The 26,453-nt window shown below is 70.5% G+C and carries 23 protein-coding genes; 13 read left to right on the top strand and 10 right to left on the bottom strand.

Annotated features, from left to right (window positions below):
• Positions 1 to 426 precede the first annotated feature (426 nt).
• Complete coding sequence (locus ACLQ23_RS10190) at positions 427 to 606, top strand: DUF4236 domain-containing protein (RefSeq protein WP_320064829.1); 180 nt, start codon at positions 427 to 429, stop codon at positions 604 to 606.
• Positions 607 to 914: 308 nt separating this feature from the next.
• Here ACLQ23_RS10190 and ACLQ23_RS10195 read toward each other — a convergent pair whose 3' ends face one another.
• Positions 915 to 1,805, bottom strand: a complete 891-nt coding sequence (locus ACLQ23_RS10195) for a hypothetical protein (protein WP_355632997.1) — start codon at positions 1,803 to 1,805, stop codon at positions 915 to 917.
• 24 nt (positions 1,806 to 1,829) lie between these two features.
• A complete protein-coding gene (locus tag ACLQ23_RS10200) occupies positions 1,830 to 2,351 on the bottom strand; it encodes a VOC family protein (protein WP_355597061.1) in 522 nt (173 codons plus the stop codon).
• A gap of 49 nt (positions 2,352 to 2,400) precedes the next feature.
• Between ACLQ23_RS10200 and ACLQ23_RS10205 the strand changes: the two genes are divergently transcribed.
• The gene (locus tag ACLQ23_RS10205; RefSeq protein ID WP_355597148.1) at positions 2,401 to 2,862 is read left to right on the top strand and encodes a MarR family winged helix-turn-helix transcriptional regulator; all 462 of its coding nucleotides are present in this window, start codon (positions 2,401 to 2,403) and stop codon (positions 2,860 to 2,862) included.
• A 57-nt stretch (positions 2,863 to 2,919) separates the two neighbouring features.
• Positions 2,920 to 4,665, top strand: a complete 1,746-nt coding sequence (locus ACLQ23_RS10210) for a tetratricopeptide repeat protein (protein WP_425880582.1) — start codon at positions 2,920 to 2,922, stop codon at positions 4,663 to 4,665.
• 274 nt (positions 4,666 to 4,939) lie between these two features.
• Here ACLQ23_RS10210 and ACLQ23_RS10215 read toward each other — a convergent pair whose 3' ends face one another.
• Together ACLQ23_RS10215 and ACLQ23_RS10220 are read right to left on the bottom strand one after the other, a co-directional pair.
• On the bottom strand, positions 4,940 to 6,361 hold the full coding sequence (locus ACLQ23_RS10215) for an ATP-binding protein (RefSeq protein ID WP_425880593.1): 1,422 nt from the start codon (positions 6,359 to 6,361) through the stop codon (positions 4,940 to 4,942).
• Between the two features lie 74 nt (positions 6,362 to 6,435).
• The gene (locus ACLQ23_RS10220) at positions 6,436 to 7,092 is read right to left on the bottom strand and encodes a response regulator transcription factor (RefSeq protein ID WP_355597067.1); all 657 of its coding nucleotides are present in this window, start codon (positions 7,090 to 7,092) and stop codon (positions 6,436 to 6,438) included.
• Positions 7,093 to 7,181: 89 nt separating this feature from the next.
• Here ACLQ23_RS10220 and ACLQ23_RS10225 point away from each other — a divergent pair, with 89 nt between their 5' ends.
• Both ACLQ23_RS10225 and ACLQ23_RS10230 read left to right on the top strand, forming a co-directional pair.
• Positions 7,182 to 8,306, top strand: a complete 1,125-nt coding sequence (locus ACLQ23_RS10225) for a LolA family protein (RefSeq protein ID WP_425880583.1) — start codon at positions 7,182 to 7,184, stop codon at positions 8,304 to 8,306.
• A gap of 264 nt (positions 8,307 to 8,570) precedes the next feature.
• Complete coding sequence (locus ACLQ23_RS10230) at positions 8,571 to 10,790, top strand: HelD family protein (protein ID WP_425735491.1); 2,220 nt, start codon at positions 8,571 to 8,573, stop codon at positions 10,788 to 10,790.
• 101 nt (positions 10,791 to 10,891) lie between these two features.
• On the opposite strand, the gene ACLQ23_RS10235 is transcribed toward ACLQ23_RS10230, so the two are convergent.
• Positions 10,892 to 11,299 carry a hypothetical protein gene (locus tag ACLQ23_RS10235; protein WP_355597073.1) on the bottom strand — a complete coding sequence of 136 codons (408 nt, stop codon included), beginning with the start codon at positions 11,297 to 11,299 and terminating at the stop codon, positions 10,892 to 10,894.
• Positions 11,300 to 11,411: 112 nt separating this feature from the next.
• On the opposite strand from ACLQ23_RS10235, the gene ACLQ23_RS10240 reads away from it, so the two are divergent.
• Positions 11,412 to 11,669, top strand: coding sequence for a glycerophosphodiester phosphodiesterase family protein (locus tag ACLQ23_RS10240; protein WP_355632852.1), 258 nt, complete (start codon positions 11,412 to 11,414; stop codon positions 11,667 to 11,669).
• A 219-nt stretch (positions 11,670 to 11,888) separates the two neighbouring features.
• Positions 11,889 to 12,221 carry a hypothetical protein gene (locus ACLQ23_RS10245; RefSeq protein ID WP_425735489.1) on the top strand — a complete coding sequence of 111 codons (333 nt, stop codon included), beginning with the start codon at positions 11,889 to 11,891 and terminating at the stop codon, positions 12,219 to 12,221.
• 77 nt (positions 12,222 to 12,298) lie between these two features.
• Here the strand turns inward: ACLQ23_RS10245 and ACLQ23_RS10250 are convergent, their stop codons facing one another.
• The 3 genes from ACLQ23_RS10250 to ACLQ23_RS10260 form a co-directional block, all read right to left on the bottom strand.
• The gene (locus ACLQ23_RS10250) at positions 12,299 to 13,276 is read right to left on the bottom strand and encodes a sporulation protein (RefSeq protein ID WP_355632835.1); all 978 of its coding nucleotides are present in this window, start codon (positions 13,274 to 13,276) and stop codon (positions 12,299 to 12,301) included.
• Positions 13,277 to 13,471: 195 nt separating this feature from the next.
• Positions 13,472 to 14,248, bottom strand: a complete 777-nt coding sequence (locus ACLQ23_RS10255; protein ID WP_355597077.1) for a DeoR/GlpR family DNA-binding transcription regulator — start codon at positions 14,246 to 14,248, stop codon at positions 13,472 to 13,474.
• A 36-nt stretch (positions 14,249 to 14,284) separates the two neighbouring features.
• Positions 14,285 to 16,282, bottom strand: a complete 1,998-nt coding sequence (locus tag ACLQ23_RS10260) for a beta-galactosidase (protein WP_355632837.1) — start codon at positions 16,280 to 16,282, stop codon at positions 14,285 to 14,287.
• A 280-nt stretch (positions 16,283 to 16,562) separates the two neighbouring features.
• On the opposite strand from ACLQ23_RS10260, the gene ACLQ23_RS10265 reads away from it, so the two are divergent.
• From ACLQ23_RS10265 to ACLQ23_RS10285, 5 genes are all read left to right on the top strand, one after another.
• Positions 16,563 to 17,891 carry an ABC transporter substrate-binding protein gene (locus ACLQ23_RS10265; protein WP_355632840.1) on the top strand — a complete coding sequence of 443 codons (1,329 nt, stop codon included), beginning with the start codon at positions 16,563 to 16,565 and terminating at the stop codon, positions 17,889 to 17,891.
• Between the two features lie 20 nt (positions 17,892 to 17,911).
• The gene (locus tag ACLQ23_RS10270; protein ID WP_425880584.1) at positions 17,912 to 18,865 is read left to right on the top strand and encodes a carbohydrate ABC transporter permease; all 954 of its coding nucleotides are present in this window, start codon (positions 17,912 to 17,914) and stop codon (positions 18,863 to 18,865) included.
• Positions 18,862 to 19,782: a carbohydrate ABC transporter permease gene (locus ACLQ23_RS10275; protein WP_355597085.1), complete on the top strand. Its 921-nt coding sequence runs from the start codon at positions 18,862 to 18,864 to the stop codon at positions 19,780 to 19,782. The genes ACLQ23_RS10270 and ACLQ23_RS10275 overlap by 4 nt, the downstream gene beginning before the upstream one ends.
• A complete protein-coding gene (locus ACLQ23_RS10280) occupies positions 19,779 to 21,914 on the top strand; it encodes an alpha-galactosidase (RefSeq protein WP_355632846.1) in 2,136 nt (711 codons plus the stop codon). The genes ACLQ23_RS10275 and ACLQ23_RS10280 overlap by 4 nt, the downstream gene beginning before the upstream one ends.
• Positions 21,915 to 22,016: 102 nt before the next feature.
• Entirely contained in the window at positions 22,017 to 22,313 is a 297-nt protein-coding gene (locus ACLQ23_RS10285; RefSeq protein ID WP_425880585.1) for a M23 family metallopeptidase, read from the top strand.
• A gap of 165 nt (positions 22,314 to 22,478) precedes the next feature.
• On the opposite strand, the gene ACLQ23_RS10290 is transcribed toward ACLQ23_RS10285, so the two are convergent.
• Entirely contained in the window at positions 22,479 to 23,507 is a 1,029-nt protein-coding gene (locus ACLQ23_RS10290; RefSeq protein ID WP_355633228.1) for a glycoside hydrolase family 43 protein, read from the bottom strand.
• A 221-nt stretch (positions 23,508 to 23,728) separates the two neighbouring features.
• Between ACLQ23_RS10290 and ACLQ23_RS10295 the strand changes: the two genes are divergently transcribed.
• Positions 23,729 to 24,604 (top strand): endonuclease/exonuclease/phosphatase family protein, encoded by an 876-nt coding sequence (locus ACLQ23_RS10295; protein ID WP_355633225.1) that lies wholly within the window; start codon positions 23,729 to 23,731, stop codon positions 24,602 to 24,604.
• A gap of 173 nt (positions 24,605 to 24,777) precedes the next feature.
• Here ACLQ23_RS10295 and ACLQ23_RS10300 read toward each other — a convergent pair whose 3' ends face one another.
• Positions 24,778 to 26,199, bottom strand: a complete 1,422-nt coding sequence (locus ACLQ23_RS10300) for a cellulase family glycosylhydrolase (RefSeq protein WP_355629140.1) — start codon at positions 26,197 to 26,199, stop codon at positions 24,778 to 24,780.
• Positions 26,200 to 26,453: the final 254 nt, after the last annotated feature.

The raw sequence follows: 26,453 nt of genomic DNA on the forward strand, positions 1-26,453 counted from the left end.
GCGAAGGCACGCCGCTCCGCGACGAGCGGTGCGTGCTGAGTGGTGCGGTGAGTAGGCGGTGCAGTGCGACTGGAGCCGGGCCGGATGGATCCGGTCAGCTCAACAGAGCGCGCTCGCGTGCCGGACCAGGTCGACGTGCACGCAAGCGATGAGGTGGAGCTCATCCCGCTGCGACATGACCTCATGCTGCCGTCGGTGCGACCGACGGGTCAATGTCCTTCCACAAGGTGAGATCTGGATCGCTGTGCGTGTTACGAAACGATCTGAGCAGCGTTTACCGACGCGCAACACCTATCTGATGAATAGGGATTTCACGGTCGCGCCACGTCACTGTCCAGGCTGGAGCCGACGGGGTTTCGGAATTCGACGGTTCGGGAATGTTCGATCTCGACACGGCAGGGAACTGGTGACGAGGGGAGTCCTCTGATGGGCCTCATGTTTCGCAAGCGCAAGAAGTACGGTCCGATCATCCTGAACTTCACCGAGAACGGCTTCTCCTCGTGGAGCATCAAGATCGGACGCTGGTCCTGGAACTCGCGGGCCAAGGCGCACCGGGTCGACCTGCCGGGTCCGCTGTCCTGGAAGCAGGACAAGTCCCGGTCGTAGCATCCCGGGAGTGGGGGGGGGGGGGGGGGGGGGAGAGAACCAGCCCCCCCCACCAAGGCAGCAGGCCGCCGGGGGCGGCGGGCCTGGTTCGATTTACATGCCCGGGTGTACTAACCCGGGTTGTTGGGGGGGGGGCTGTTCTAAAACCCCGCACCCCCGCTCCACGTCCACCCACCCACCCACCCCACCCCCACCCCCACCCCCACCCCCACCCCCACCCCCGCGATCTTGCGCTTTCGGTCGCGGTTTTGCGTGGGATGCCCCTTGTGTCGCGGCAGAAAGTGCAAGATCGCGCGGCGGGGGGCCGGCTAGCGGGTTGGGGTTATTTTTTCGTCGCCGGCCAGGCGGCCGGACTCGCGGGCGCGTTGCAGGTCGCCGTTTTGGAGCAGGTCTTCCAGCGCTCGGTTTGCGTCACTGGCGCGGTAGACGGTTGCGGTAAGCGTGTGCCGGCGCAGCTCGGTGACCTCCCGTGGCCCACCCCGGCGCAGCTCGGCCAGCAGCTCGCGGGTCAACGGCGCTAGGTCGGGCTCCCCTGCCACGTCGACAGTCGCGCCCGCCGGGTCGGACGGGTCACGCAAGCGCACGTCGAGGTCCGCGCCGGCTGCCCAGAGCGCGTCGCGGACCGCCTCCAGGCTCCGGTCCGAGCGACTGCCGAACGCGACCACACCGGCCGCCTCGCCGTCCGGCAGCACCGGCGCCACCTCGGCGACAAGCGGGAACCCGGCGGCGACAAGAGCATCGCGGGCGCGGGCGCCGGCGTGCAGCAGCACCTCTCCGGTACGGCCGTTGGCGGCGGCGGTGAGCAGTTGCGGGGTCACGGCGTCGGGCAGGTCCAGGAAGCTGAACAGCGGTGACCCCGCCGCCCCGGCCGCCTTCAGCGCGACCGGCAGCTGCTGCGGAGCGCCGGGCAGCAGGTGCACTGTGACCTCGGCGGGCAACTCCGCCTCGACCGGGCCGAGCCGGGTCGGCAGTTCAGGCGTGCCGTCGGCCAGCACCAACACCGTGACCCGACGGCCGCGTACCTGATCGGCGTGGGCGGCGACCACCCGCAGCGCGGCCTGGGCGCTCCCGCCGTCGGCCCCGGCCCACACCAGTGCCACGGTGGCCCGCCGGGAGCGTTGCAGGGCCGCGGGCAGCCAGGTCGTCAACTGGCGGACCAGCAGCTCGCGGAGGAAGTCGGTGGTCCGGTCGGTCGGCATCGGTCCGTTCTACCCTACGGGCGGTCAGGCCGGGACGGAGATCCCCACGCCACCCCGGGTCTGCCCGCCGTAGCGCTGCTGTTCGGCGGCCAGGTCGAGCCGGCCGATGCGCTTGCGGGCGGCCAGCGTCGCGTCGTCGAGCCGGTCGGCGGGGACCAGCCAGACCACCTCGAACTCCAGGCCGTCCGGGTCCTGCCCGTAGAGGCTCTTTGTCGTGCCGTGGTCGGACGTGCCGACCAGCGCCCCGGCGGCGGCGAGCCGCTCGGCGGTCGCGGCCAACTCGTCGAGGGTGTCGACCTCCCACGCCAGGTGGTAGAGCCCGACGGTGGCGCGGCCGGCCGTCGACCGCCCGGCGCCGGCGCCGATCTCGAACAGGCCGAGGTCGTGGTCGTTGGTGGAGTCGGGGGCCTGGAGGAAGGTGGCGCCCCGGAAGCCGTCCGGGGTCATCGCCACCGGGCGGAAGCCCAGCACGTCCCGGTAGAAGGCGACGCTGCGGGCGAGGTCACTGACGTAGAGGACCGCGTGGTTGAGCCTGTGGATTCCCATGACCCGAGGTTAGCCCCATTTAGTTGAGGGCTCAACTATTCCGGGTATGATGGTGGTCATGACCCGCTGGTTGGACCCTGACGAGCAGCGCACCTGGCGGGCGTTCCTCACCGCCTCCCGGGCGCTGATGGACACGCTCGACCGCGAGCTGCAACACGACGCGGGGATGCCGCACGCGTACTACGAGATCCTGGTCCGGCTCTCCGAGGCGTCCGGGCGCCAGTTACGGATGAGCGAGCTGGCCGAGCTGACCGGGTCGTCGCGCAGCAGGCTCTCGCACGCGGTGGCACGGCTGGAGGCGGCCGGCTGGGTGCGGCGCGAGGAGTGCCCCACCGACCGGCGCGGGCAGATCGCCCTGCTCACCGACGCCGGTTTCGCCACCCTCAGCGCCGCCGCACCCGGCCACGTCGAGGGGGTACGCCGCCACCTGTTCGACGCGCTGAGCCCGGCCCAGGTCGACCAGCTGCGCCGGATCAGCGAGACGCTGGCCGAGCACCTGACAAGATCCTGACCGATCGACACCGGCGCGGGTCTTGTACTTAACGTCGTCGAATGAGCACGATGGGGCGTGTCCTCCGGCTTCGGCGAACTGACTGATCAGGCGCAGCACCTCGTGTCCGCTGGCGACCTCGCCGGTGCGCAGCGGCTGCTCGCCGACGCGCTCACCGACGCCGACCCACGCCCCGCCAACGCCACAGCCGAGTTGGCCGAGGCGGCAAGCCTCCAGGCGCGGGTGCTCGTCGCCCTCGGTGAGCCGCACTCCGCGCGGGGGTGGGCCGCCTTCACGTACGCCGCCGCCACCCGGCTGCACGGCCGCTCCGACCCGCGTACGGTGGCCGCCGCGGCCACCCTGGCGGCGGTGCTGCACCGGGTCGGCAGCCACTCCCGCGCCGCCCGGCTCTACCAGGAAGTCATCATCGAGCTGACCGCACAGGACGGGCCGGAGTCGCTGCGGGTGCTCGCCGCGCACGCCGACCTGGCCACCGTCGAGTACGCCCGGGGCCAGTGCACGGTGGCCCGCGACCGACTCCAGGACGCCTGGGAGCTGCACCGCGAGGTGTACGGCGACGGGCACCCCAGCGGCATCAAGATGCTGGCTCGGCTCGGCGCCATGCAGCGCGACTGCGGGCAGTTCACCGAGGCGCACGACAACCTGGCGCTCGCCCGGGAGTTGTCCCGGCAGCACCTGCCCGCCGACGACCCGCTGGCCCAGCAGGTAGCGGCCCTGGCCCGGGCGGCGGCCAACCCCGACCACGTCTGCGCCGACGACGCACCCGTCGGTCGGGACGCCCCGCTGGTGCCGGCCGCCCGTCACCCGCCGCACGACAACGGGCCGCAGGACAACCGGCCGGTCGAATCCGACTACCACCCGTCGGCGCCTCCGCCCGCCGCGCCGGAGCCGTCCGAGGCTTCGGTGCCCGACAGCACTTCAGCCGAGCCGGGCTACGGGGATGGTCACGGGTTCACCGACGCTCACGGGACGGTCAGCGGTGGTTCGGTGCCGAATCCCCGCGTCCCGGCTGACGAACCGGGCGGATCGACGGGCTTCCAGTGGCCACCGGAGTGGTCGGACGAGCCGACACCTCACTCGACCGGCACGCCGGTGCCGCCGTCAGTGGTCGGCTTCACCGGCAGCGCCGAAGAGGCAGCCGGCGTCTACCGGCTCCGCCAACCGGAGCAGCCCGCGGAGGAGTTCCCACCGGCGGAGTCGTACGCGCCGGACGATCCGTACCAGCCGGCGGAGCCGTACACGCCCTCTCGTCTCCTGCCGGTGCCGGTGCATCGGGCGGCGCCCCCGACGCGCAACCGGCTCCTGCCGATACTGGTGGCCGGCGTGGTCGTGGTGCTGCTGGGCACAGCAGCGGTGATCGCCGGCGTAGCCCGGGTCGGCGACGGTGACGACCAGCAGCCCAGAGCGGACAGCACCTCCCCCGGCGTCAGCTCGACGAGCACCGGCCCGCCGGCCTCGGGTACGCCGGCCACCGGCAGTGCGGCACCGGGCGGCGCCGCACCCACCGGCACGCCTCCGCCTCCGGCCGCGCCCGGCACTCCGCCGGGCTCGGTGGCCCTGCGCGACAACCGGGACAACATCGCCCTGCGCTGGACGTACCCGGCGGGCGGCGAGGGTCCGGTGGTCATCTCCGCCGGGCGGGCCGGGCAGGACAAGACCGCTATCGCCACGCTGCCGGCCGGCACCGACACCTACATCGTCTACGCGCTGAACCGCGCCAACGACTACTGCTTCACGGTGGCCGTCGTCTGGTCCACCGACTCCGTCGCGAGCGCAGACGAGGTCTGCACCCGCCGCCGCTGAAGCCGCACCCCGATGGGCAGGCGGCAGACAGCAGGCGGCACGACGCTCACCCAGCGTGATCGACACGCGTGCACCACTCGGTCGCACACTGTGATCGTCAGCCGAGCGCCCGTACCTTGATGGTGCGCCTTTGCTCTGCTTCAACCAACGCAACACCAACGCCGAACTGCAACAACGCCTCGGCTGCGTCACAGGACCCTGCGCAGCGCGGTGACTATCTGTGCCTGTTGCGCTGGTTGAAGCAGAGCAAAGGACTCGAACACCGTTCCGGCGGCTACCGCCGCATGTCACGGTCCGCCACGCGTCGGCCCTGGTCGTCCTCGGCCGGCAACGCCGGTAGCAGCAAACACACCCGCAGGCCCGGCGGGCCATCAACACCAGCACCGGCGGCGGCGTTGTCGGTGGCGTTGTCGGTGGCGTCGGCGCTGGTCAGGCTGATGGTGCCGCCAGCGCGGCGGACCAGCTCCCGCACGATGGCCAGGCCCAGGCCGGCCCCGCCGTCGTCGCGGCCCCTCCCGTCGTCGAGCCGGGTGAACCGGTCGAAGACCCGGTCCCTGTCGGCCGCCGGAATGCCGGGGCCGTCGTCGGTCACCGTCACCAGGTGGTACGCCTCGTCCGGGCGCGGCACGGCAGCGAGCACGACGCTGACGTGCGCGTGCCGGACCGCGTTGTCGACCAGGTTGGCCAGGACCCTGCGCAGCTCGTCGGCGTTGCCGACCGTCCAGAGCGGGCCGGGTGGGGGCACGACCCGCACCGGCGGCGACGGATAGCGGGCGGCCACCTCGCTCAGCAGCGCCACCAGGTCCACAGGGCCGGTCCCCCGGGCCACCGGCGTCTCGTCCAGGCGGGCCAGCAACAGCAGGTCGTCGACAAGCCGGCTCAGCCGCTCGGTGTCGGCGAGCAGGTTGGCCGTCACCGCCGTCCAGTCCGTACGGTCGGCGAGCCGCTGCGCCACCTCCAGCTCCGTACGGATGTTGGTGAGCGGGCTGCGCAGCTCGTGCGCCGCGTCGGAGACGAACGCCCGCTGCCGGTCCCGGGCCGTCTCCAGGCGGTCCAGCATGCCGTTGAGGGTGACTGCCAGCCGGTGGATCTCGTCGGCGGACGCGGGCACCGGCAGGCGGCCGGCTCCGGCCCGCCCGGTGATCTCCTCGGCGCCTCGACGGAGCGCCTCCACCGGCCGCAGGGTGGCACCTACCACCCGCCACGCCACAGCGGCCAGTGCGGCCACCAGCAGCGGGAACGCCACCAGCAGGATGGTCCGCACCACGTGCGTGCTGTGCCGGACGTCGGCCATCGACCTGGCCACCAGCACGGTGAGCGGGTCAGCCGCGGTGCCGGCGGGTACGGCGACCACCCGCACCGGGCCGACGAGACCGACCCGCTCCGCGGGTGCCTCCAGCCGCTGCCTGCGGCCGGTGTCGAGTCGTTCCGGGCGGACCATCGGAACGAGCCGGTCCGCGTCGATCGAGGCGGCCCGGATGCGCCCCTGCGCGTCGATCACCTGGACCCGGACCTGACCGCCGGCCACCGGCAGCGGGTCGGGCAGCGCGTCCTCGGCGGCGAGCAGGGCGACCGCGTCGGCGGTCCGGAACGCCTCGGTGTCCACGCTCCGCTGGAGCACGTACCCGAGCGTGCCGAGCAGCACGACCCCGCCGAGGGCCAGCGCGACGGTGAGACCGAACACCCCGAGCGCCAGGAGCCGCCCCCGCAGGCCCAACGCCGGCAGCCGTCCGCCCCGGAGCCGACCGGCGTCCGGCGGGTCGGCGCGGGTCACGTCGCCAGCCGGTAGCCGGCGCCCCGGACCGTCTCCAGCCGGTCGCGGCCGAGCTTGCGACGCAGGTAGCCGACGTACACCTCGACCACGTTCGGCGCTGTCTCCAGGCTGGCGTCCCAGACGTGGTCCAGCAGCTCGATCTTGGACACGACCTGACCGGGCCGGCGCATCAGGTAGTCCAGCAGCGCGAACTCCCGAGCCGTCAACGTCACCTCGGCGTCGGCACGCGTGACCCGGCGTCGGGCCGGGTCCAGTCGCAGGTCGCCGACAGTGAGGACCGTCGGGCGCTCCGGCGCTCCCCGGCGCAGCAGCGCCCGCAGGCGAGCCAGCAGCACCACGTACGAGAAGGGCTTGGTGAGGTAGTCGTCGGCGCCGCAGTCCAGTCCGTCGGCCTGGTCGTACTCGCCGTCCTTGGCGGAGAGCATGAGCACCGGCAGCCAGTGCTGCTCGGCGCGCAGCCGGCGGACCAGCTCGTAGCCGGAGAGCCCGGGCAGCATCACGTCGAGGATCATCGCGTCGTACCCGCCGTGCCGGGCGGCGTCCAGGCCGGCCGGGCCGGTCGCGGCCACGTCTACAGCGAACCCCTCCGCCTGAAGACCACGTTGCAGGGCGCCCGCCAGCCGGGCCTCGTCCTCCACCACCAACAGTCGCACCGCTCAAGGGTGCCACCTGGGTCAATGCCGGCGTCCTCAGCGCGTTCACAGGGGCCGGGGGGCAGGATGGTGGGCAGGAGGTGCCCACCATGTCCGTCCTGAGAAGCCGTCCCGTCCTGCGCTGGCTGGTCCCGGCGACCGCCGCTGTCGCCGTCATCGGCGGTGGCGCGGCCATCGGTACGTTCGCCGCCGAGGCCGAGCCGAGCCTGCCACCGCGTACCGCCGCTCAGCTCCTTGTCGACCTGCAGGAGTCCCGCCTCGAAGGGTTGTCCGGCACTGTCGTGCAGCGCGCCGACCTCGGCCTGCCGCCGCTGGCCGGGATGATCCCCGGCAACGACCTGACCACCCTGCTGACCGGTACGCACACACTGCGGGTCTGGTATTCCGGGCCGGAGCGGCAGCGGATCGCCCTGCTGGACACCCTCGGCGAACGGGACGTCATCCGCAACGGCCGGGACCTGTGGACCTGGGAGAGCCGAGCCAACACGGCTCGGCACCGTACTCTCGGCGAGGCCGCGACCGCCGGAAAGCCGGCGCTCGACGCCGGGCCGAGCATGCCGGCCACGCCGCAGCAGGCCGCGGACCTGGCGTTGGGCGCGATCGACCCGAGCACCGAGGTGAGCGTGGGCCGCTCGGCCACCGTCGCCGGGCGCGACGCCTACGAGTTGGTGCTCCAGCCGCGCGACCGCGACTCGCTGGTGCACCAGCTGCGGATCGCCATCGACGCCAAGCAGCACGTGCCGCTGCGCTTCGAGGTGCTCGCCAAGGGCAGCGACCAGCCGGCGTTCGAGGTGGCCTTCACCCAGGTCGACTACCGGCAACCCGACGCCGACCAGTTCACATTCAACCCGCCGCCCGGGGTGACCGTGACGGAGGAGAACGACAAGCTGCCTGCCGCCGGTCGACCCGAGCACGCACAGCCGGCCGGTGACCCGCAGGTACGCGCCGAGGGCTCGGGCTGGGCCACAGTGCTTGTCGCCCGGCTGGACGGGGCGGCTGACGCCAAGCCGGGGGCGTCGAAGCCCGCCGCACCGCCGGCCGGTGACGCGCCGGACATGTCGAAGTTGCTCGGCGGCCTGACGGCGGTCAGCGGCGACTGGGGCAGCGGTCGGCTGTTGACGAGCAAGTTGTTCAGTGTGCTGCTCACCGACGACGGGCGGGTGCTCGCCGGAGCGGTCACGCCGGAGCGGCTGTACCAGGTCGCTCGCGGCTGACATCAGCCGTGTGCTCGCGCCGGGTCGACCTCACGGTCGGCCCGGCGCTTCGTTGTGCGGGGCGTACCGGCCCGTCGGGCTTGGTGCGTGCCTACCGGACGCGCTATCTTCAACAATTCGGAAGGCACTAAAAAAGAACGGCTCATTAAAGCCGTTCTTGCACGACATTCTAATCTTTGGGGAGACGGCTTGTCAAGGCACTCCGGTGGTACCGGTGAATTGTCGCTCGACGACGAGATCGGCCGCGAGCAGGAGTACGTCTCGATGCTCTACGACCGGTTGGACGGGCTGCGTGAGCAGGCCGCCAACCGACTCACCGACGCGCTGCGCAGCACCGGCGGCACCCTCCAGGACCGTTCCCAGCGCGACAGTTCGGTAGCTATGTACGCCGACCAGGTCGAGCAGTTCTCGGCAGTGGAGAATGGCCTCTGTTTCGGCCGGCTCGACGGCGACGACGATTCCCGCCGCTACATCGGCCGGATTGGGATCTTCGACACCAGCGGTGACTACGACCCGCTGCTGATGGACTGGCGGGCCCCCGCCGCCCGAGCGTTCTACCTCGCCACCGCCGCCAACCCGCAGGGCGTACGCAGGCGTCGGCACCTGCGCACCCGGCAGCGCAAGGTGACCGGGCTCAACGACGAGGTGCTCGACATCGACAGCGCCTCCCCCGGCGCGCACGAGGAATTGACAGGCGAGGCGTCACTGCTCGCCGCGTTGAACGCCGGCCGGACCGGCCGGATGCGCGACATCGTGGAGACCATCCAGGCCGAGCAGGACACCATCATCCGCGCCGACCTGCCCGGTGTGATGGTGGTCCAGGGCGGCCCGGGCACCGGCAAGACCGCTGTCGCGCTGCACCGGGCGGCGTACCTGCTCTACACACACCGTCGGGAGCTGTCCAGCCGCGGCGTGCTGCTTGTCGGCCCGAACGCGACGTTCCTGCGCTACATCTCGCAGGTGCTGCCGACGCTTGCCGAGACCGGCGTGCTGCTGCGTACCCAGGGTGATCTTTTTCCCGGGGTGAGCGCGCAACGGACGGAGCCGGCCGAGACGGCGGCGCTCAAGGGCCGGGCCGTGCTGGCCGAGGTGTTGGCGCTGGCGGTACGGGACCGGCAGTGGGTGCCGGACGAGCCGTTGGAGATCGAGGTCGAGCGGGAGGCGCTGACCCTCGACCCGGAGACGGTCCGTGCCGCCCGGGACCGGGTCCGCCGCGCCGACCGCCCACACAACCTGGCGCGGGCGCTCTTCGACGTGGAGATCGTGCACGCCCTCGCCGACCAGGTGGCCGAACGGATCGGCGCCGACCCGCTGGGCGGGGACAACCTGCTCGACGAGGCCGACCGCGCCGAGATCCGCAGGGAGTTGCGCGACGAGCCCGAGATCCGGGCCACCCTGGACCGGCTCTGGCCGGTGCTCACCCCACAGCGCCTGCTCGCCGACCTGTACGCCGACCCCGCCCGGATCGCCGCCGCCGCGCCGATGCTCACCGACGACGAGCGGGCGCTGCTGCACCGCGAGCCGGGTGGCTGGACGCCAGCGGACGTGCCGCTGCTGGACGAGGCCGCCGAACTGCTCGGCGAGGACGAGCGGGCCGCCGCCGCCCGCCGGGATCGCATCCGCCGGATGGAACGGGAGTACGCCGAGGGCGTGCTGGAGATCGCCCGGGGCTCCCGCTCGATCGACGTCGAGGACGAGGCCGAGGGCGGTGAGATCCTCGGCGTGACCGACCTGATCGACGCGGATCGGCTGTTGGAGCGGCAGGAGGAGGCCGACCGCCTGACCACTGCGCAGCGTGCCGCCGCCGACCGCAAGTGGGCGTTCGGGCACGTGATCGTGGATGAGGCGCAGGAATTGAGCCCCATGGCATGGCGGCTGCTGATGCGCCGCTGCCCGAGCCGGTCGATGACGATCGTCGGGGACGTGGCGCAGACCGGGGCGCTGAGCGGCACACCGTCCTGGGCCGAGGCCCTCGCCCCGTACGTGGCGCAGCGGTGGCGGCTCACCGAGCTGACTGTGAGCTACCGGACGCCCGCCGAGATCATGGCGGTTGCCGCTGAGGTCCTCGCCGAGATCGACCCGGAGTTGCGGCCGCCGCGCTCGGTGCGGGAGAGCGGCGTACCGCCGTGGGACCGGGCGGTGCCCGACGAGCAGTTGCCGGCGGAGCTGGTGCGGGCAGCCACCCGCGAGGCCACCGACCTGGCCGAGGGCCGACTCGGCGTGATCGTGCCGGCCAGCCGGGTGGCCACGCTCGGTGCCGCGCTTACCGCCGCGCTGCCCGAGGCCGCAGTGGGCGAACACCCGGAGCTGGAGAGCCGGGTGGTGGTGCTGACCGTCGCGCAGGCCAAGGGCCTGGAGTTCGACTCGGTGCTCGTGGTCGACCCGGACCTGATGGTCGCCGAGTCGCCACGCGGCCGCAGCGACCTCTACGTAGCACTGACCCGAGCCACCCAACGCCTAGGAATCCTCCGCCTGGAGCGCTGACGCCCCCGCCCTCCCCGCTTTTCCCGGTCGATCATGAGGTTGACGTGGACTGTGACCTTCCACAGCCACGCCAACCTCATGATCAACTCATAAGGGGTGGGTTAGTCGTTTGTGGGCTTGGCTGGGCCGGTTGCCGACGTGGACTGGTCGCTTGTGGTGCCGCCCATCGGGGTGCTCAGGCCGCCGGTGGTGGCATCCCCGGTAGTCGTCGGGGCCACCTTGCCCGGGTGTCGCTCCGGCTGGCGGGCCACCCGTCGCACGCTCGCCGGGCCCGCCGTACCGCCCGTCGTGGTGATTGCGCCCTGACCCCGGGTGGGGCCACCGTCGCGCAGCACCGTCGGGTCGATCGGCTGGTGCGCCGGGTCGTACGGGTCGACCTCCTGGATCACCCGCTCCACGTCGGTACGGGGCAACGTCACCTCGTCGATGGCGCCCTTGCCGTACACGCCACCCGCGATCCGATCCTCGGCCTGGCGGGCGGCTTCCTGTCGCATGTCGTCCTCACGCACGTCCATCACCTCGCAGAAGCTGTGGAACTGACTGCGTGCCCGGCCACCGGCCCGGCAAACCCGCGTCGGCGGGCCGGAGGTCGTCCACCCCGGTTCACTACCTCGCCTCCTTCTGCAACGCCCTCCGGCTCGGGGTGAACCCTGGAAGTGCCGTCGTGAAGCCCAGTGGCCGCACGGACACCGGTATGAACATCGAAACGAAGATCGGGACGTACGCACCCTCCAGGCGCGGTACGACCTGAAGGTGATTCCGTACACCGTCGACGACGCGGAGATCATGCAGCGGGTCATCGACCTGGGTGTGGGCGGCATCATCACCGACGACTCGGACCTGTTGGTGAGCGTCGCCATCCGCAACGGCCTGCGCTGAGGCCCCGACCCGACCGCCGGCTGGGGATATTTCCGGCCGGCGGTCGGTGTTACCTGCTCACCGGCGTCGGGTAGTCGGGGGGTGTCCCCGCCGTGAACGCGAACCGTGCCGTGGCCGACACGCGGTAGCGGGGCGAGGGAACGCAGGTACGACTCATCGCATCCTGAGGAGGACCAGATGAGCACGCAGGCTGCTTCCACCAGGCCGATGAACCGGCCCATGAACGACCCGCAGAACCCCGCAGCGATGCGGAACACGCCGACGCAGCAGATGCCGGCCATGCACGACGGGCACCGGGAACAGATGCCGTCGCCGGGTACGGAGACCAAGCAGGCGTTCCTGACGACGGAATTCTGGGTCTACGCTGCCGCAGTCGCGCTGGTGGTGATCTCAGCGTTCTGGAAGGGCACCACCGCCAACGGGTTGAACATCAACAACCCGAACCAGGCGTGGTGGTTCCTGACCATCCTGACGGGTGGTTACCTGGTCAGCCGCGGTCTGTCGAAGGCTGGCTCCGCGCGCCGGTCCGGCCGGGAGCGCAGCAAGCGCTGACGTGGGTCAACAACGGACGTAGAGCAGGCAGTGGCCTCCGGGAGAATCTCCCGGAGGCCACTGTCGTGCGTGGACGCCTACTCTTCGAACCCGCCGAAGTCCTCACCGGCGTCGCCCTCGAAGGCGTCGCCGATCATCTCACCGGCGATCATGCCGCCGGCGACGCCGAGGGCCGCACCGGCAACCACGCCGCCCATGCCGACACCTCGGCCGTGGCCGTGCCCGTGGCTCTTGCCCGGCCCGTAGCCCTGAGGCCCGTAGCCCTGGGCGCGCAGGCTGCCGTAGCGGGAGGTGGTCTCGCGCAGCCAGCCGTCGACGACCTGCGCCCAGTCGACCTGGTCGGCGTCGGCGTGCGACACCTGGTAGCGGCCGAACGCGTCGTGCCCGGCGCTGAGGAAGCCACCACGCTTGTCGCACTCAAGGATCACCTCGACGCCGTGCGGGCTGGTCACGAAGGTCAGCTCGACCTCCCTGATCGTGCTCGCGTACTGCGGCGCGGCGAAGAACTCGATCTCCTGGTAGAACGGCAGCGTCTGCTGCACACCCCGGATGTGGCCGCGCTCCAGGTCGGCGTGCTTGAACTGGAAACCGAGCCGCTGGAACGCCTCCAGGATCCGCTCGTGCACCGGCAGCGGGTGCACCGCCACCTGGTCCAGGTCGCTCTTGTCGACGGCACGGGCGATGGCCAGCTCGGTGCGCAGGCCCATCGTCATGCCGTGCAGGCGCTGGCCGTACACGTCGGTGATCGGGGTCTCCCACGGCACCGGCAGCTGGAACGGAATGGAGAGCTGCTGCTTGGGCGCGAGTTGGAGCGGGCCGCTGACGACCATGCGGTGGAACTCCAGCGTGCCCGAGTACTCCGCGTCGTGCCCTTCGACCTCGACCCGTGTCACCAGGCCGATGACGATCTGCTCGATGGCCGCCGGGGCGTCGCCGCCGACGAGGTTGACGTGTCCGTCGAGGGTCAGACCGGGGCGGGTGTTGGGGTTGGTCAGCACGGTGTCCACGCTGGGACCGCCGACGCCGAACGCGCTCAACATCTTCTTGAAGACCATCGGAACTCCTGTGCGACGGGCGACCGCTCCAGATTGGAGTCGGGCGTTGACTCGACGCGCACCTTATCCAGACGCGCTGTGAGGTGGCTGTGAAACGCGCGGCGTCCACGCTAGTCGATCATGGAGTTGTGGTGCCGGACGAAAGTGGCCGACAGGGGCAAGGCGCCCACCACAACTCCATGATCGACGGAGATGTCAGGCAGCGTCGACGATCACCAGCTCGCCTACCTGGTCGGCGATCGTGGTGCGGGCTTCGGGGGGTAGGCCTACGTCGGTTATCAGCACGTCGGCGGCCTCCAGCGGGGCGATCGTGGCGATGCCGATGGTCTCCCACTTGGTGTGGTCGGCGAGCACCACCAGCCGGCGGGCGGCGCCGATGAGGCACCTGTTGACGCCGGCCTCCAGCAGGTTGGGCGTGGTGAAGCCGGTACGCGGGCTGAGCCCGTGCACGCCCAGGAAGAGCAGGTCCACGTTGAGCGCGCTTATCGCCGCCTCGGCCACCGGCCCGGTCAGCGCGTCCGACGGTGTGCGGATGCCGCCTGTCAGCACCACTGTCTGGTCGGCGCGCGGGTTCTGGTAGAGCGCGTCGGCCACCGGGATCGAGTTCGTCACGACTGTCAGCCCGCGTACGTCGGAGATCAGCGTGGCAAGGGCGGCGGTGGTGGTGCCCGCGGACAGCGCGATGGCCATTCCCGGCTCCACCATCCTTGCCGCCCGCTCGGCGATGGCCCGCTTCTCCGCCTGCTGGCGGATCGACTTCGCGGCGAAGCCGGGCTCCTCGGCCGACCCAGGCCCGGCGAGCGTCGCACCGCCGTGCACCTTGTCGACGAGGCCACGCTCGGCGAGCACCTCAAGGTCACGCCGGATCGTCATGTCGGACACGCCGAACCGGCTGACCAGTTGGCTCACCCGTACACCGCCGCGCTGACGGATCAGATCGAGGATGGCGGTCTGCCGCTGCTGGGCGAGCATCCGGGGGACCTCCTTCGCGCCGTGGGTGTGGTCGGATCAGGCGTCGGCTCGATCTTCACGGATGACCGCCACCTCGCCGGCCGGCACCGTCAGCTCACCGGCACACACTGCCCCGGTCAGCAGCTCGGTGCCGCTCACCGGGACGCGTACCTCGGTGTCGGTGTGGTTGATCGCGAACAGCCAGCTGCGGTCGCCGTCGCGCCGGCGTACCACCTCCACCCCGCTCGGCGCCGGCACCGCCGGACGGACGCCTGCCTCGTCGAGCAGCCGGGCGACCAGCCGGTCGGTGGCGGGCTCGTCCAGCCGGGTGCCGACGTACCACGCCGCGCCCGCGCCGACCCGGTGCCGGGTCAGCGCCGGCACGCCGGGCAGAGGCCCATCGGTGTACGACGCCAGCACCTCGGCCCCGTCGGCGTGCAGCCACTCGGTCCACACGTCGGCAGTGCTGCCGTCGTCGAGCCGGACCTGCTCGCCCTCGCGCAGCGGGAAGAACTCCTCGGTCCGTACGCCAAGCAGTTCCCGGAACGCGCCCGGGTAGCCGCCCAGCCGGATGTGGTCGTTGTCGTCGACGATGCCGCTGAAGTAGGTGACCACGGCGGTGCCGCCCGCCTCGACGTACCGGTGCAGCGCGTCGACGTCGGCGTCGCGGACCAGGTAGAGGGTGGGTGCCAGGACCAGCCGGTAGCCGCTGAGATCTGCCGACGGGTGGACGATGTCGGCGGTCACCCCGGCCCGCCACAGCGCGCCGTACAGGGCGGCCAGCCGGTCGGCGTAGGTGACGTCGACGCTTGGGTGCGAATCCAACTCGACTGCCCACCACGCCTCGAAGTCGAACAGGATTGCCACGTCGGCGTCCACCCGGCTGCCGCGTACCTCGGCCAGGGCTTTGAGGTCCGCGCCGAGCTGGCAGACCTCGCGGAACACCTTGGTGTCCGGCCCGGCGTGTGGCACGAGCGCGGAGTGGAACTTCTCCGCGCCGGCCCGCGACGCGCGCCACTGGAAGAAGAGCACCCCGTCGGCGCCCCGTGCGACGTGCGCGAGGCTGTTGCGGCGCATCTGCCCGGGCAGTTTGGCCACGTTGCGGGGCTGCCAGTTGACAGCGCTCGTGGAGTGCTCCATCAGCAACCACGGCTCGCCGCCGGCCACTCCGCGGGTGTGGTCGGCGGCGAACGCCAGCCCGACGTGCGCCTGCGGATCGGCGGCGGCCAGGTAGTGGTCGTTGGACACGAGATCCACGTCGTTGGCCCAGGAGTGGTAGTCCATGTGCTTGACGTTCATGCCGATCATGAAATTCGTGGTGACCGGCTGCCGGACCAGCGTCTTGAGCAGCGCGCGTTCGGCGCGCAACTGGGCGCGTTGCTCGTCGGAGGAGAACCGCAGGAAGTCGAGCTGCTGGGTGGGGTTGGCGAACGTCGGCGCGGTGCGCGGCGGGTTGATCTCGGCCCAGTCGCCGTACCGCTGGCTCCAGAACGCCGTGCCCCAGGCGTCGTTGAGCCGGCCCAGGTCGCCGTAGCGCTCGCGCAGCCAGCCGCGGAACGCCTCGGCCGTGACATCGCAGTAGCAGTGCACGTTGTGGCAGCCCAGCTCGTTTGACACGTGCCACATCACCACCGCCGGATGCTCGGCGTACCGCTCGGCGGCGGCCCGCACCAGCTCCAGTGACCGCTCGCGGAACACGGGCGAGCTGGGGCAGTACGCCTGCCGCCCACCCGGCCAGAGGATTGTGCCGTCGGCCCTGCGGGGCAGCGTCTCCGGATGCGCGCGGGCCAGCCAGGGTGGTGGGCTGGCGGTGGCCGTGGCCAGGTCGACCTGGATTCCGCCGTCGTGCAGGAGGCCCAGCACCCGATCGAGCCAGCCGAACTCGAACCGGCCCGGAGTGGGCTCCAACAGCGCCCAGGAGAAGATGCCGACGGAGACCAGGTTGACCCCGGCCCGGCGCATCAGCTCGACGTCCTCGGACCAGGTCTCTTCGGGCCACTGCTCGGGGTTGTAGTCGCCGCCGAAATAGATGCCGTCACCGTGCCATCGCCGCATGACAGGTGAGGGTGCACCGGGGAACCCACGGAAGTCAACAGGTTCCAACATCGATTTCCTTTCCAACGTTTACCACGTAACGGCCGCATTACAACTGGGTTATCGAAGGCGGACTGCCCTCTTGACAGCGCCTGACGGAGAGGTAGCTTGAGGCCCCACTGGTCGTTCGTGTTCACCAATGTGGATTCTCGGTGAATCCCGATGTGTATTTCACGAGGCCGGTCGGTTCTCCACCTGACGGCCCTTGAGCGCAGCACCTCTTCATCCGCAGGAGGCACAGATGTCCCGTCCCCGATCCCAAGCCGAGTACCTCGCTCGGCTCGTACCGCCCTCCGTCGCCGGCATCAACCGACGCTCGCTGCTGGCCGGTGCGGCCGGCACCGGCGCGCTGCTCGGCACCGGCCTGCTCGCCGGCTGCGGCGACGACTCCGGCTCCGGTGGGTCAAGCAAGGACGTGTCACTCGGCTCGAACCAGTCCGACCCGAAGCCCAAGGACGTCGTCGCCAAGATCGCCGACGGGTTCAAGACCTCGTCCGGCGTCCAGGTCGCAGTCAACACCGTCGACCACAACACGTTCCAGGAGAACATCAACAACTACCTTCAGGGCAAGCCGGACGACGTGTTCACCTGGTTCGCCGGCTACCGGATGCGCTTCTTCGCCTCCAAGGGCCTGGCCGGTGACATCAGCGACGTGTGGGGCAAGCTCTCCGGCTACTCCGACGCCTTCAAGAAGGCGTCCACGGGGGACGACGGCAAGCAGTACTTCGTCCCGGCGACTTACTACCCCTGGGCTGTCTTCTACCGCAAGTCGGTCTGGAAGCAGTACGGCTACCAGGTGCCCACGACCCTCGACCAGTTCACCGCACTCGGCGCGCAGATGAAGGGCGACGGCCTGACCCCGATCGCCTTCGCCGACAAGGACGGCTGGCCGGCGATGGGCACCTTCGACATCCTCAACCTGCGCATCAACGGCTACCAGTTCCACATCGACCTGATGGCCGGCAAGGAGGCCTGGACCTCCGACAAGGTCAAGAAGGTATTCGACACCTGGGCCGGCCTGCTCCCCCTGCACCAGCCGGACAGCCTCGGCCGCACCTGGCAGGAGGCCGCGCAGTCGTTGCAGCAGAAGAAGAGCGGCATGTACCTGCTCGGCCTCTTCGTCGGTCAGCAGTTCAGCAACGACGAGCAGGACGACCTCGACTTCTTCACCTTCCCGGAGATCGACCCGGCGATCGGCGCCAAGGCGCTGGACGCCCCGATCGACGGCTACATGATGGCCCGCAAGCCCAAGAACGAGGACAACGCCCGCAAACTGCTGGAGTACCTCGGCAGCAAGGACCCCGCCGACATCACCGTCAAGAACGACCCGGCCACGCTTGTCGCCAACACCGGCGCGGACGTCAGCGGCTACACGGCGTTGCAGAAGAAGGCCGCCGAGCTGGTGGGCTCCGCCACCGAGATCGCCCAGTTCCTCGACCGGGACACCCGGCCGGACTTCGCCTCCACGGTGATCATCCCGGCGCTCCAGCAGTTCATCAAGAACCCCAAGGACATCGGCGGGCTCACCTCGTCCATCGAAAACCAGAAGAAGTCGATCTTCACTGACTGACGGCGGAAAGGGGAGGACAGATGTCCGACCTGCCCCTGATCCAAGCGGATCGCGCCGTGCCGCCGCCTGCGACCCCCACCACTGGTGGTCGTCGCAGGCGGCTACGGCTCCTGTCCCGCACCGACCGCGTGGTCATCACGCTGATGGTGCTCGTCCCGCTGCTGCTCGTCACCGCCTTCGTCTGGCTGCCAGCGGCGGCCACAGTGGTGCTCTCCGGCACCGACTGGGACGGCATCGGCCCACTCAACGAAATCGACTTCGTCGGCGCGCGCAACTACAGCGACGTGGTGAACATCTACCCGCCGTTCGTGCCTGCGGTCCAGAACAACCTGCTCTGGCTTGCGGTGCTGTTCCTGGTGGCCACCCCGTTCGGCATGTTCCTGGCCGTCCTGCTCGACAAGGAGCTGCGGGGCAGCCGGTTCTACCAGACCGCGCTCTACCTGCCCGTGGTGCTCTCGCTGGCCCTGATCGGCTTCGTCTGGCAGCTGCTCTACTCCCGCGACCAGGGGCTGATCAACGCCGTCTTCGGCAGCAGCATCGACTGGTACGGCGACTCGAACGTCAACATCTGGGCCGTCATGGTGGCCTCCGGCTGGCGGCACGTCGGCTACATCATGCTGCTGTACCTGGCCGGGCTGAAGGGCGTCGACCCGTCGCTGCGGGAGGCCGCCGCCGTCGACGGCGCCTCGGAGAGCCGCACGTTCTTCCGGGTGGTGTTCCCGGTGCTGCGGCCGATCAACGTCATCGTGCTCGTGGTGACGGTGATCGAGTCGCTGCGCGCGTTCGACCTGGTCTGGGTGGTCAACAAGGGCCGCAACGGCTTGGAACTGATCTCCGCGCTGGTCACCCAGAACGTCGTGGGTGAGGCGAGCCGGATCGGCTTCGGCTCGGCGCTGGCGACCATCATGCTCGTCGTCTCACTTGTCTTCATCACCATCTACCTGGCGACCGTGATGAGGGAGAACCGCCAATGAGCACCGCGACCGCGACCCGGCGTACGGGAGGCGAGGCCGACGCCGACGCCCCGGCCCCCCGCCGCAAGCTCACCCCGCTGCGGCTGCTGCTGCACGGCTTCCTCATCGCCGTCTCGCTGATCTGGCTCTTCCCGATCGCCTGGGCGGTGCTGACGTCGCTGCGCTCCTACGAGTACACCGCCGCCAACGGCTACGTCTCGTTCGGAGGCTGGACCTTCGACAACTACGTGACCGCCTGGCGGACGGCGGAGTTCGGCCAGCACTTCCTCAACTCGGTGTACATCACCGTGCCGGCGGTGCTGCTGACGCTCTTCCTCGCCTCGTGCGTGGCGTTCGTCATCGCCCGGTTCAGCTGGAAACTCAACCTCATCCTGCTCGGCGTGTTCACCGCCGCCAATCTGCTGCCCCAGCAGGCGCTGCTGATCCCGCTGTTCCGCCTCTACACCGAGGTGCCGCTGCCGGAGTTCATGAGCGACTCCGAACTGCTCTACGACAGCTACTGGGGCCTGATCCTGATCAACGTGGCGTTCCAGTGCGGGTTCTGCGTCTTCGTGCTCAGCAACTACATGAAGGCGCTGCCCCGCGACCTGTACGAGGCGGCGATGGTCGACGGGGCGAGCGTCTGGCGGCAGTACTGGCAGGTGACAATGCCGCTGTGCCGGCCGGCCCTGGCCGCGCTGGCCACGCTGGAGGTGACCTGGATCTACAACGAGTTCTTCTGGGCCACAGTGCTCATGCGTACCGGCGACAAGTTCCCGGTCACCAGCTCGCTCAACAACCTGCGCGGCCAGTTCTTCACCGACAACAACCTGGTCTCGGCGGGCAGCGTACTCGTCGCGATCCCCACCCTTGTCATCTTCTTCATGCTCCAGCGACACTTCGTCCGGGGCCTGACCCTGGGAGCGTCCAAAGGATGACGATCCTGCACCTGCGCCGCGCGCGGACCAGTCTGGTGCTCGACGCACGCGGCCCGAGGCTGCCCCGGGTCGTGCACTGGGGTGGCGACGTCGGCGACCTCGACGCCGACGGCCTGCGGCACCTCTCGGACGCGGCAGTACCGCCGGTGGTGCCGAGCAGCTTCGACGAGCCGCCGGTGCTGTCGCTGCTGCCCGAACCGAGCGCCGGCTGGAGCGGTCGGCCGGGGCTGGCCGGGCACCGCGACGGACGGGACTGGTCGACAGCGTTCCACCTCGACGGGTTGGACGCGGACGACAACGGCCAGGGCGCGGCGGGGCTTACCGTACGGGCGTCGGACCCGGCCGCCGGCCTGTCGTTGACCATCGAGATCACGCTGGACCCGCACGGCCTGCTGACCGTTCGCCACGTGCTGCGCAACGACGGCGACGGCGCGTACGAGCTGCGGGAACTGACGCCGGTGCTGCCGGTGCCGGCGGTCGCCACCGAACTGCTCGACCTGACCGGCCGGTGGTGCCGGGAGCGGTCCCCACAGCGGCACCCGTGGCAGTACGGCAGCTGGGTTCGCGAGGGTCGGCACGGGCGCACCGGGCACGACGCCACACTGCTTCTGGTCGCCGGCACCGCGGGGTTCGGCTTCGGTGACGGCGAGGTGTGGGCGGTGCACACCGCGTGGAGCGGTGACCACGTCACATTCGCCGAGCGTCACCCCACAGGTGTGTCGACGATCGGCGGCGGTGAACTGCTGGCCCCCGGCGAGATCCGGCTGGCCACCGGCGAGTCCTACACCACTCCCCTGCTCTACGCGGTGTGGTCCGACGCCGGGCTGGACGGTCTCAGCGACGTGCTGCACACCCACCTGCGGGCACGACCCGGGCATCCGCGCTCCCCCCGCCCGGTGACCCTCAACGTCTGGGAGGCCGTCTACTTCGACCACGACCTGGACCGGCTGCGTGCCCTTGCCGACCGGGCCGCGCAGATCGGGGTGGAACGGTTCGTGCTCGACGACGGCTGGTTCCGGGGCCGGCGCGACGACACCGCCGGGCTCGGCGACTGGTACGTCGACGAGGACGTGTGGCCGGACGGCCTGCAACCGCTCATCGACCACGTCACCGGTCGAGGGCTTCAGTTCGGCCTCTGGGTGGAACCGGAGATGGTCAACCCGGACTCCGACCTGTTCCGCGCGCACGCCGACTGGCTGCTGGCCGTGCCGGGGCGGCTGCCGCCGGCCTGGCGCAACCAGCAGGTGCTCGACCTGGCCCGCCCCGAGGCGTACGACTATGTGCTGGAACGCCTCGACGCGCTGCTCACGGCGCACCCCGGCATCGGTTACCTCAAGTGGGACCACAACCGGGATCTCACCGAGGCGGGGCATGACGGCCGTCCCGGGGTGCACGGGCAGACAGTGGCGGTCTACCGGCTCCTGGACGAGCTGCGCGACCGGCACCCCGGCGTGGAGATCGAGAGCTGTTCGTCCGGCGGCGCCCGCGTGGACCTGGCCGTCCTGGAACGTACCGACCGGGTCTGGGCCAGTGACTGCAACGACGCCCTGGAGCGGCTCAGCATCCAGCGGTGGACCGGCCTGCTGCTGCCGCCGGAGCTTGTCGGCACGCACATCGGCCCGGACCGTTCACACACGACGCACCGCGTGCACGACCTGGGGTTCCGGGCCGCCACAGCGCTGTTCGGCCACTCAGGCATCGAGTGGGACATCGCGTCGATAAGCGCTGCCGACCAGACCGAGTTGGCCGCCTGGGTGGCGCTGCACAAGCGGCTGCGCCCGCTGCTGCACACCGGCCGGGTGGTCCGGGTCGACCACCCGGACCCGGCCGTCTGGGCGCACGGCGTGGTCGCCCACGACAAGACCCGAGCGGTGTACGCGGTGGCGCGGCTGGCCACCTCGGTGGCGCAGATCCCGGGTGCGGTACGGCTGCCCGGCCTGGACCCGGACCGGCGTTACCTGGTGCGGCCGGTGTCCGACGTGTCGCCCCCGGCCACCCTCGAACGATCCGCGTCGGGATGGCTGGGCGACGGTGCCACGCTCACCGGCGCGGCGCTGGCCCGGGTCGGTGTGCAGCTGCCCGCGCTGCACCCGGAGCAGAGTCTCGTTCTGGAGGTCGACGCCGTCGACTGAGTCCGTGAATTTTCCGCCGGGCTCGTTGCGGGCGGTGGCGCGGTGCTCTCCACAAAAGCCGGGTCAGGATCTTCGCCGCGTCCATCGCCGGACGAAATTGCCGTGCTGGAGTCGTACTACTCGACGACCTCCGGCTACGGGAACACCATCGTCATCGGACACGGCGGCGGCTGGCGCACCCGGTACGCCCACCTCGACTCGCGTGCCGTGGCCAAGGGTGCCACCGTGAAGCGCGGCACCGTCATCGGCCGGGTCGGGGCCACCTCGGCGAAGTACAACCTGAGCCCGCACCTGCACTACGAGCAGATCCACAACGGGAGCGTCGTGGTCGCGGTCGTCCAGGGCGTCAAATGGCCCGACGGCCGCAAGGCCAACCAGAAGAGCACCAACAACTGCTGAACCGCGACGTCCCCGGGTTGCCGTCCGGCTCGACGACGCTCCCGGGCGCTGCCGGATCGGCGGGCGCGTGGCGAGCCCTGCGTCGAGCCGGCCCGGACCCCGGGGACGCCCGCGTCCGGGCCCGGCGCCGCCGTCGCGGCGCCGGGCCCGGACGCGGGCGTCGGATCAGAGGAACGCGCCGACGCGGGGTGTCGCGCCGTCCCAGCGGAAGATCGCGGCGTAGAGCGCACGGCGCGCGTCGGCGGGCAGCGAGCCGCCGGCCTGCTGCCGGCACGGGGCGGTGCCCTCGCAGACCCACCCGTGCAGGAAGATCCGCTGTTCGTCTTCGACCAGGGCCGGGACCAGGTCCGCGCCTCCCGGGCCGCAGATCCCGGTGCCGGCGGTGGCGAGCAGCGGGCGCTCGGTCTTGCCCTGGAAGTCCCACCGGTCGCTGGAGGTGAGATAGACGGTGGCGTAGCTGCAGTTGTTGTAGCCGTACCGGGAGGCGAACAACACGAACGTGGCACCGCGCTGCCGCAGGACCGGGTTCTCGATGATGCCGCTGCTGCGGATCAGCTCCCCGCTGGCGTTGCCGACCCAGCGGGTGCCGCTGTCGTCGACCCGGAGCATCCGGATCGACGACGGCGTCTGCTGCGTCTTGTAGAGCACGAAGCGGCGGCCGTCGGCGTCCACGAACGGCGACGGGTCGATGACGCCGGCGGCGGCGACGGGCCGCCCCGGCACCGCGTCGTCGGCGTTGTGCGCGCCTCCCGGGCAGATCAGGGGCGCGGCACCCACCGGCGTGTACGGGCCGCCGATGTCGGGGGAGGTGGCGGCACCGATGCACCGCTGCCCGTTCTTGCCCTTGGCGGGCAACGAGTAGTAGAGCACCCATCCGGCGGAGGTCTGCACCGCGTCGGGCGCCCACACCGAACCGTTTTCGGCCCAGTCCGGCACCGAGCCGAGTGCCGAGCCGAGTGCGGTCCACGGTCCCGAGGCCGTGTCACCCCGGTAGACCAAAGCCCTGTCGCCGGTGGTGAAGACGAAGAAGTCGCCGTTGTGCTGCACCACCCCGGGGTCGGCGACATTCTTGCCGGGTGGTGCGTACACAGGCCGTGGGGTGGCTGCTGCGGCGGGCGCGGGGGCGGAGCCGACGACGGCGAGTGCCGTCACAGCGGCGGCCAGCACGGGTCGCCAGATAGTTCGCAGACGCACGGGATCTCCTTAGCGTGACAGGTAAGGATGGCGAATCGAAAGGGCAGCGCCGAGCGTGCCCGCGTGCCCCGCGCCTGTCAAGATTCTTCATTTAGTATCGACTATACGAAGATATCTTCGAATGGCTGTAGGAAAGCTTCCGCCGAATCAGTCGTTCAGATAATATCCTTCACCGCCGTCTAGCAGCCATGTCGACTGCCGGCATCGTGGAGGGAGTGCCCATGCAACGTGAAAGACGCTGGTCAGCGCGGGGTGCAGGCGCCGTCGTCGGCGCGGCCGTGCTGCTGGTGAGCCTGCTGCCCGGGGCTCCGGCCGCCGCGGCGAACTCGACCTTCCGGGCGGCGACGCTCAACATCCTCAACGCACTCAGCCAGGCGCAATTCGCCGAGGACCTGACATTGATCACGTCTCGGGCGGACCTGGTCGGTCTCAACGAGGTCGGCAACCGCAAGGCGTACCTGCAGGAGTGGGCCGCCGAAAACGGCTGGTGGCTGTACGCGCCCGCGCCGGTCCAGGCGGCAAACGAGGCGCTGCTGGCCAGGAAGAGCATGTTCGACGTGCTCGACAAGGGATCGAACTTCGTGTGCGACACGAACGGGCCGGGTGACGTGCCGCCCGCCCGATACAACAACTGGGTCAGGTATCGGCACAAGGGGACCGGGCGCAGCGTCTACCACATCAACGCGCACGCCAACGCCGGCATCGAGAGCAACGGGCGGCCCGAGAACCTGCCCCGCACCGACTGCGCCGAGAAGCAGTTCCAGGCACTGAAGAACCTGGCGGCCAACAAGAAGGACACCGGCCAGGTCATCGTCAGCGGTGACCTGAACGTCGACTTCAGCGCCGACCGGGCGTACGGGTACGCGAAGTTCCCGTGGCGGGTCTTCGAGTCCAACGAGCTGCCCAATCTGCGTTCCTGCTACAACCTCTACGGCGAGAAGGGCAACGGCACGCACGGCAACCGGCACATCGACTACATCTACTTCTGGAAGCGCGTCGAGGAATTCCGTGTGATGCGGATGACCGACTATGCCATCGTCGGCGGAACCAACTCCGACCACAACGGCGTGGTGGCCGACTTCGTCCTCGCCCCGTAGCCACCGGGAACCGCCTCCGCGGCGCCCGTCGCCGGGCCGCCCCCTCAGTTCGGGGGCGGCCCGGCTCGCCGGGGTCGCGTGGGCGTGGCCGCTGTCCCGGGGCCGGCCGGTCGCGCCGATGTCGTTCCTGCCGGGTGGCCGGGCCCGATGCGAGACCCGGCCACCGCCGTCGGTCAGCTCGCGGTGCAGGTCACCTGCGGCGTGGTGTTGGTGCCGGTCCAACCGCCGATGAAGCCGAAGCTGGCGCTGGCCCCGGCGGCCAACCGGCCGTTGTAGTCCACGTTGCGGGCGGTCACTGTGGTGCCGCTGCTGGTCACAGTGGCGTTCCAGGCCTGGCTGACGCTCTGACCGTTGGCGAAGGTCCACCGCACGGTCCAGCCGGTGATCGCGGCGCTGCCGGCGGTCACCCGCACCTCGCCCTGGAAGCCGCCCTGCCACTGGTTCGTGATCGCGTACGCCGCGGTGCAGCCACCGGTGGGCGGCGGGGTCGTGGGCGGCGGCGTCGTCGGCGGCGGAGTGGTGGGCGGCGGGGTCGTCGGCGGGGGCGTCGTCGGCGGCGGGGTCGTGGGCGGGGGCGTCGTCGGCGGCGGGGTCGTGGGCGGGGGCATGCTGTCGTAGATGCTCGCCTGCCGGGAGGTCTGCCGGATGCCGTTGGCGCCGTTGAAGATCCGCTGGCCCCAGGTGGTGAGGCTCGCCGGGTTGAAGGAGGTGGCCATGTCGAGGTACTCCACGCCGCCGCCGTTGCCGCTCCACGACCAGCCCAGCCAGCCGATCCCGTTGGCCTGGCTGTAGGAGAAGATGGTGTCCTCGTCGGGGTCACCGTCGGAGTGGTTGAAGCCGAACTCGCCCACCACGATCGGCAGCCCTGCCGCTCGGAACCGGCCCAGATAGTCGGTGATCTCCGCGGCGGTGTCGAAAACGCCGTACATGTGGATGGAGAACACAGTGTTGCGGGCCGGGTCGGCGGCGAAGACCGATGCGGCGTTGTCGCGCATGGTGAACGACCAGTCCTGCCCCCAGTTCGGGGCGTCCACCATGATGGTGTGGGCCAGCCCGGCAGCGCGTAGCCGCTTGATCGCGTTGGCGTTGTCGGTGGCCCAGGAGGCGTAGTTCTGGTTGCCGTACGGCTCGTTGCCGATGTTGACGATGACGAACTTCTCCTGGCCGGCGAGGACGTCGGCGATGCTGAGCCAGTAGTCGACGGCGCGGTCGAGGGTGATGGCCCCGCTCTGCTCGCCGTACCCGGTGGTGTCGTGCACCTCCAGCACGCAGATCAGCCGATTGCCCTTGCACGTGGAGATGACGTTTGCGACGTCGGCGTTTGTGTTGCGGGTCCACCTGTCGCCGCTGGAGAGCACCACCCGCACGGTGTTCGCGCCGAGCGCCTTGACGTCGGCGAACGCCCTGGTCTGCTGCGGGTACCAGGTGTGCGCGTGGTTGACCCCGCGCATGATGAATTCGGCGCCGTTGGCGTCGTAGAGCTTGCCGCCCGAGACGGTGAAGCCGCTGGCGGCGTGCGCCGGCTGCCCGAACGCCAGCACGGCGACGAGTAGCGCGAGCACTGCCGCACCGGCGGCGGAGAGTCGAGTTTTCATGGCCTTCCTCAGGGAGGACCCCCGGTGCCCGACAGGGGTGGGACGTGACAGGGGTTGGCAGCTGCAGCCCGGCAGCTGCGCCCGGCTCGCGTCGGCGCAGACATCAGCGTAGGGCGATGGATCGTTTGCCGCAACCGGTTCAGTGCACGGGCCGAAGGCGTGGACAGCGACGACGCCCACGCTGGCACGGGTCGCTGCTGTGCGGTCAGCTGAAATCCCGTGTACGCGGGGCAGCAGCCCTTAACCGGTTAATC

This window comes from Micromonospora sp. DT41, assembly GCF_049841715.1.
Taxonomy (GTDB): Bacteria; Actinomycetota; Actinomycetes; order Mycobacteriales; family Micromonosporaceae; genus Micromonospora; species Micromonospora profundi.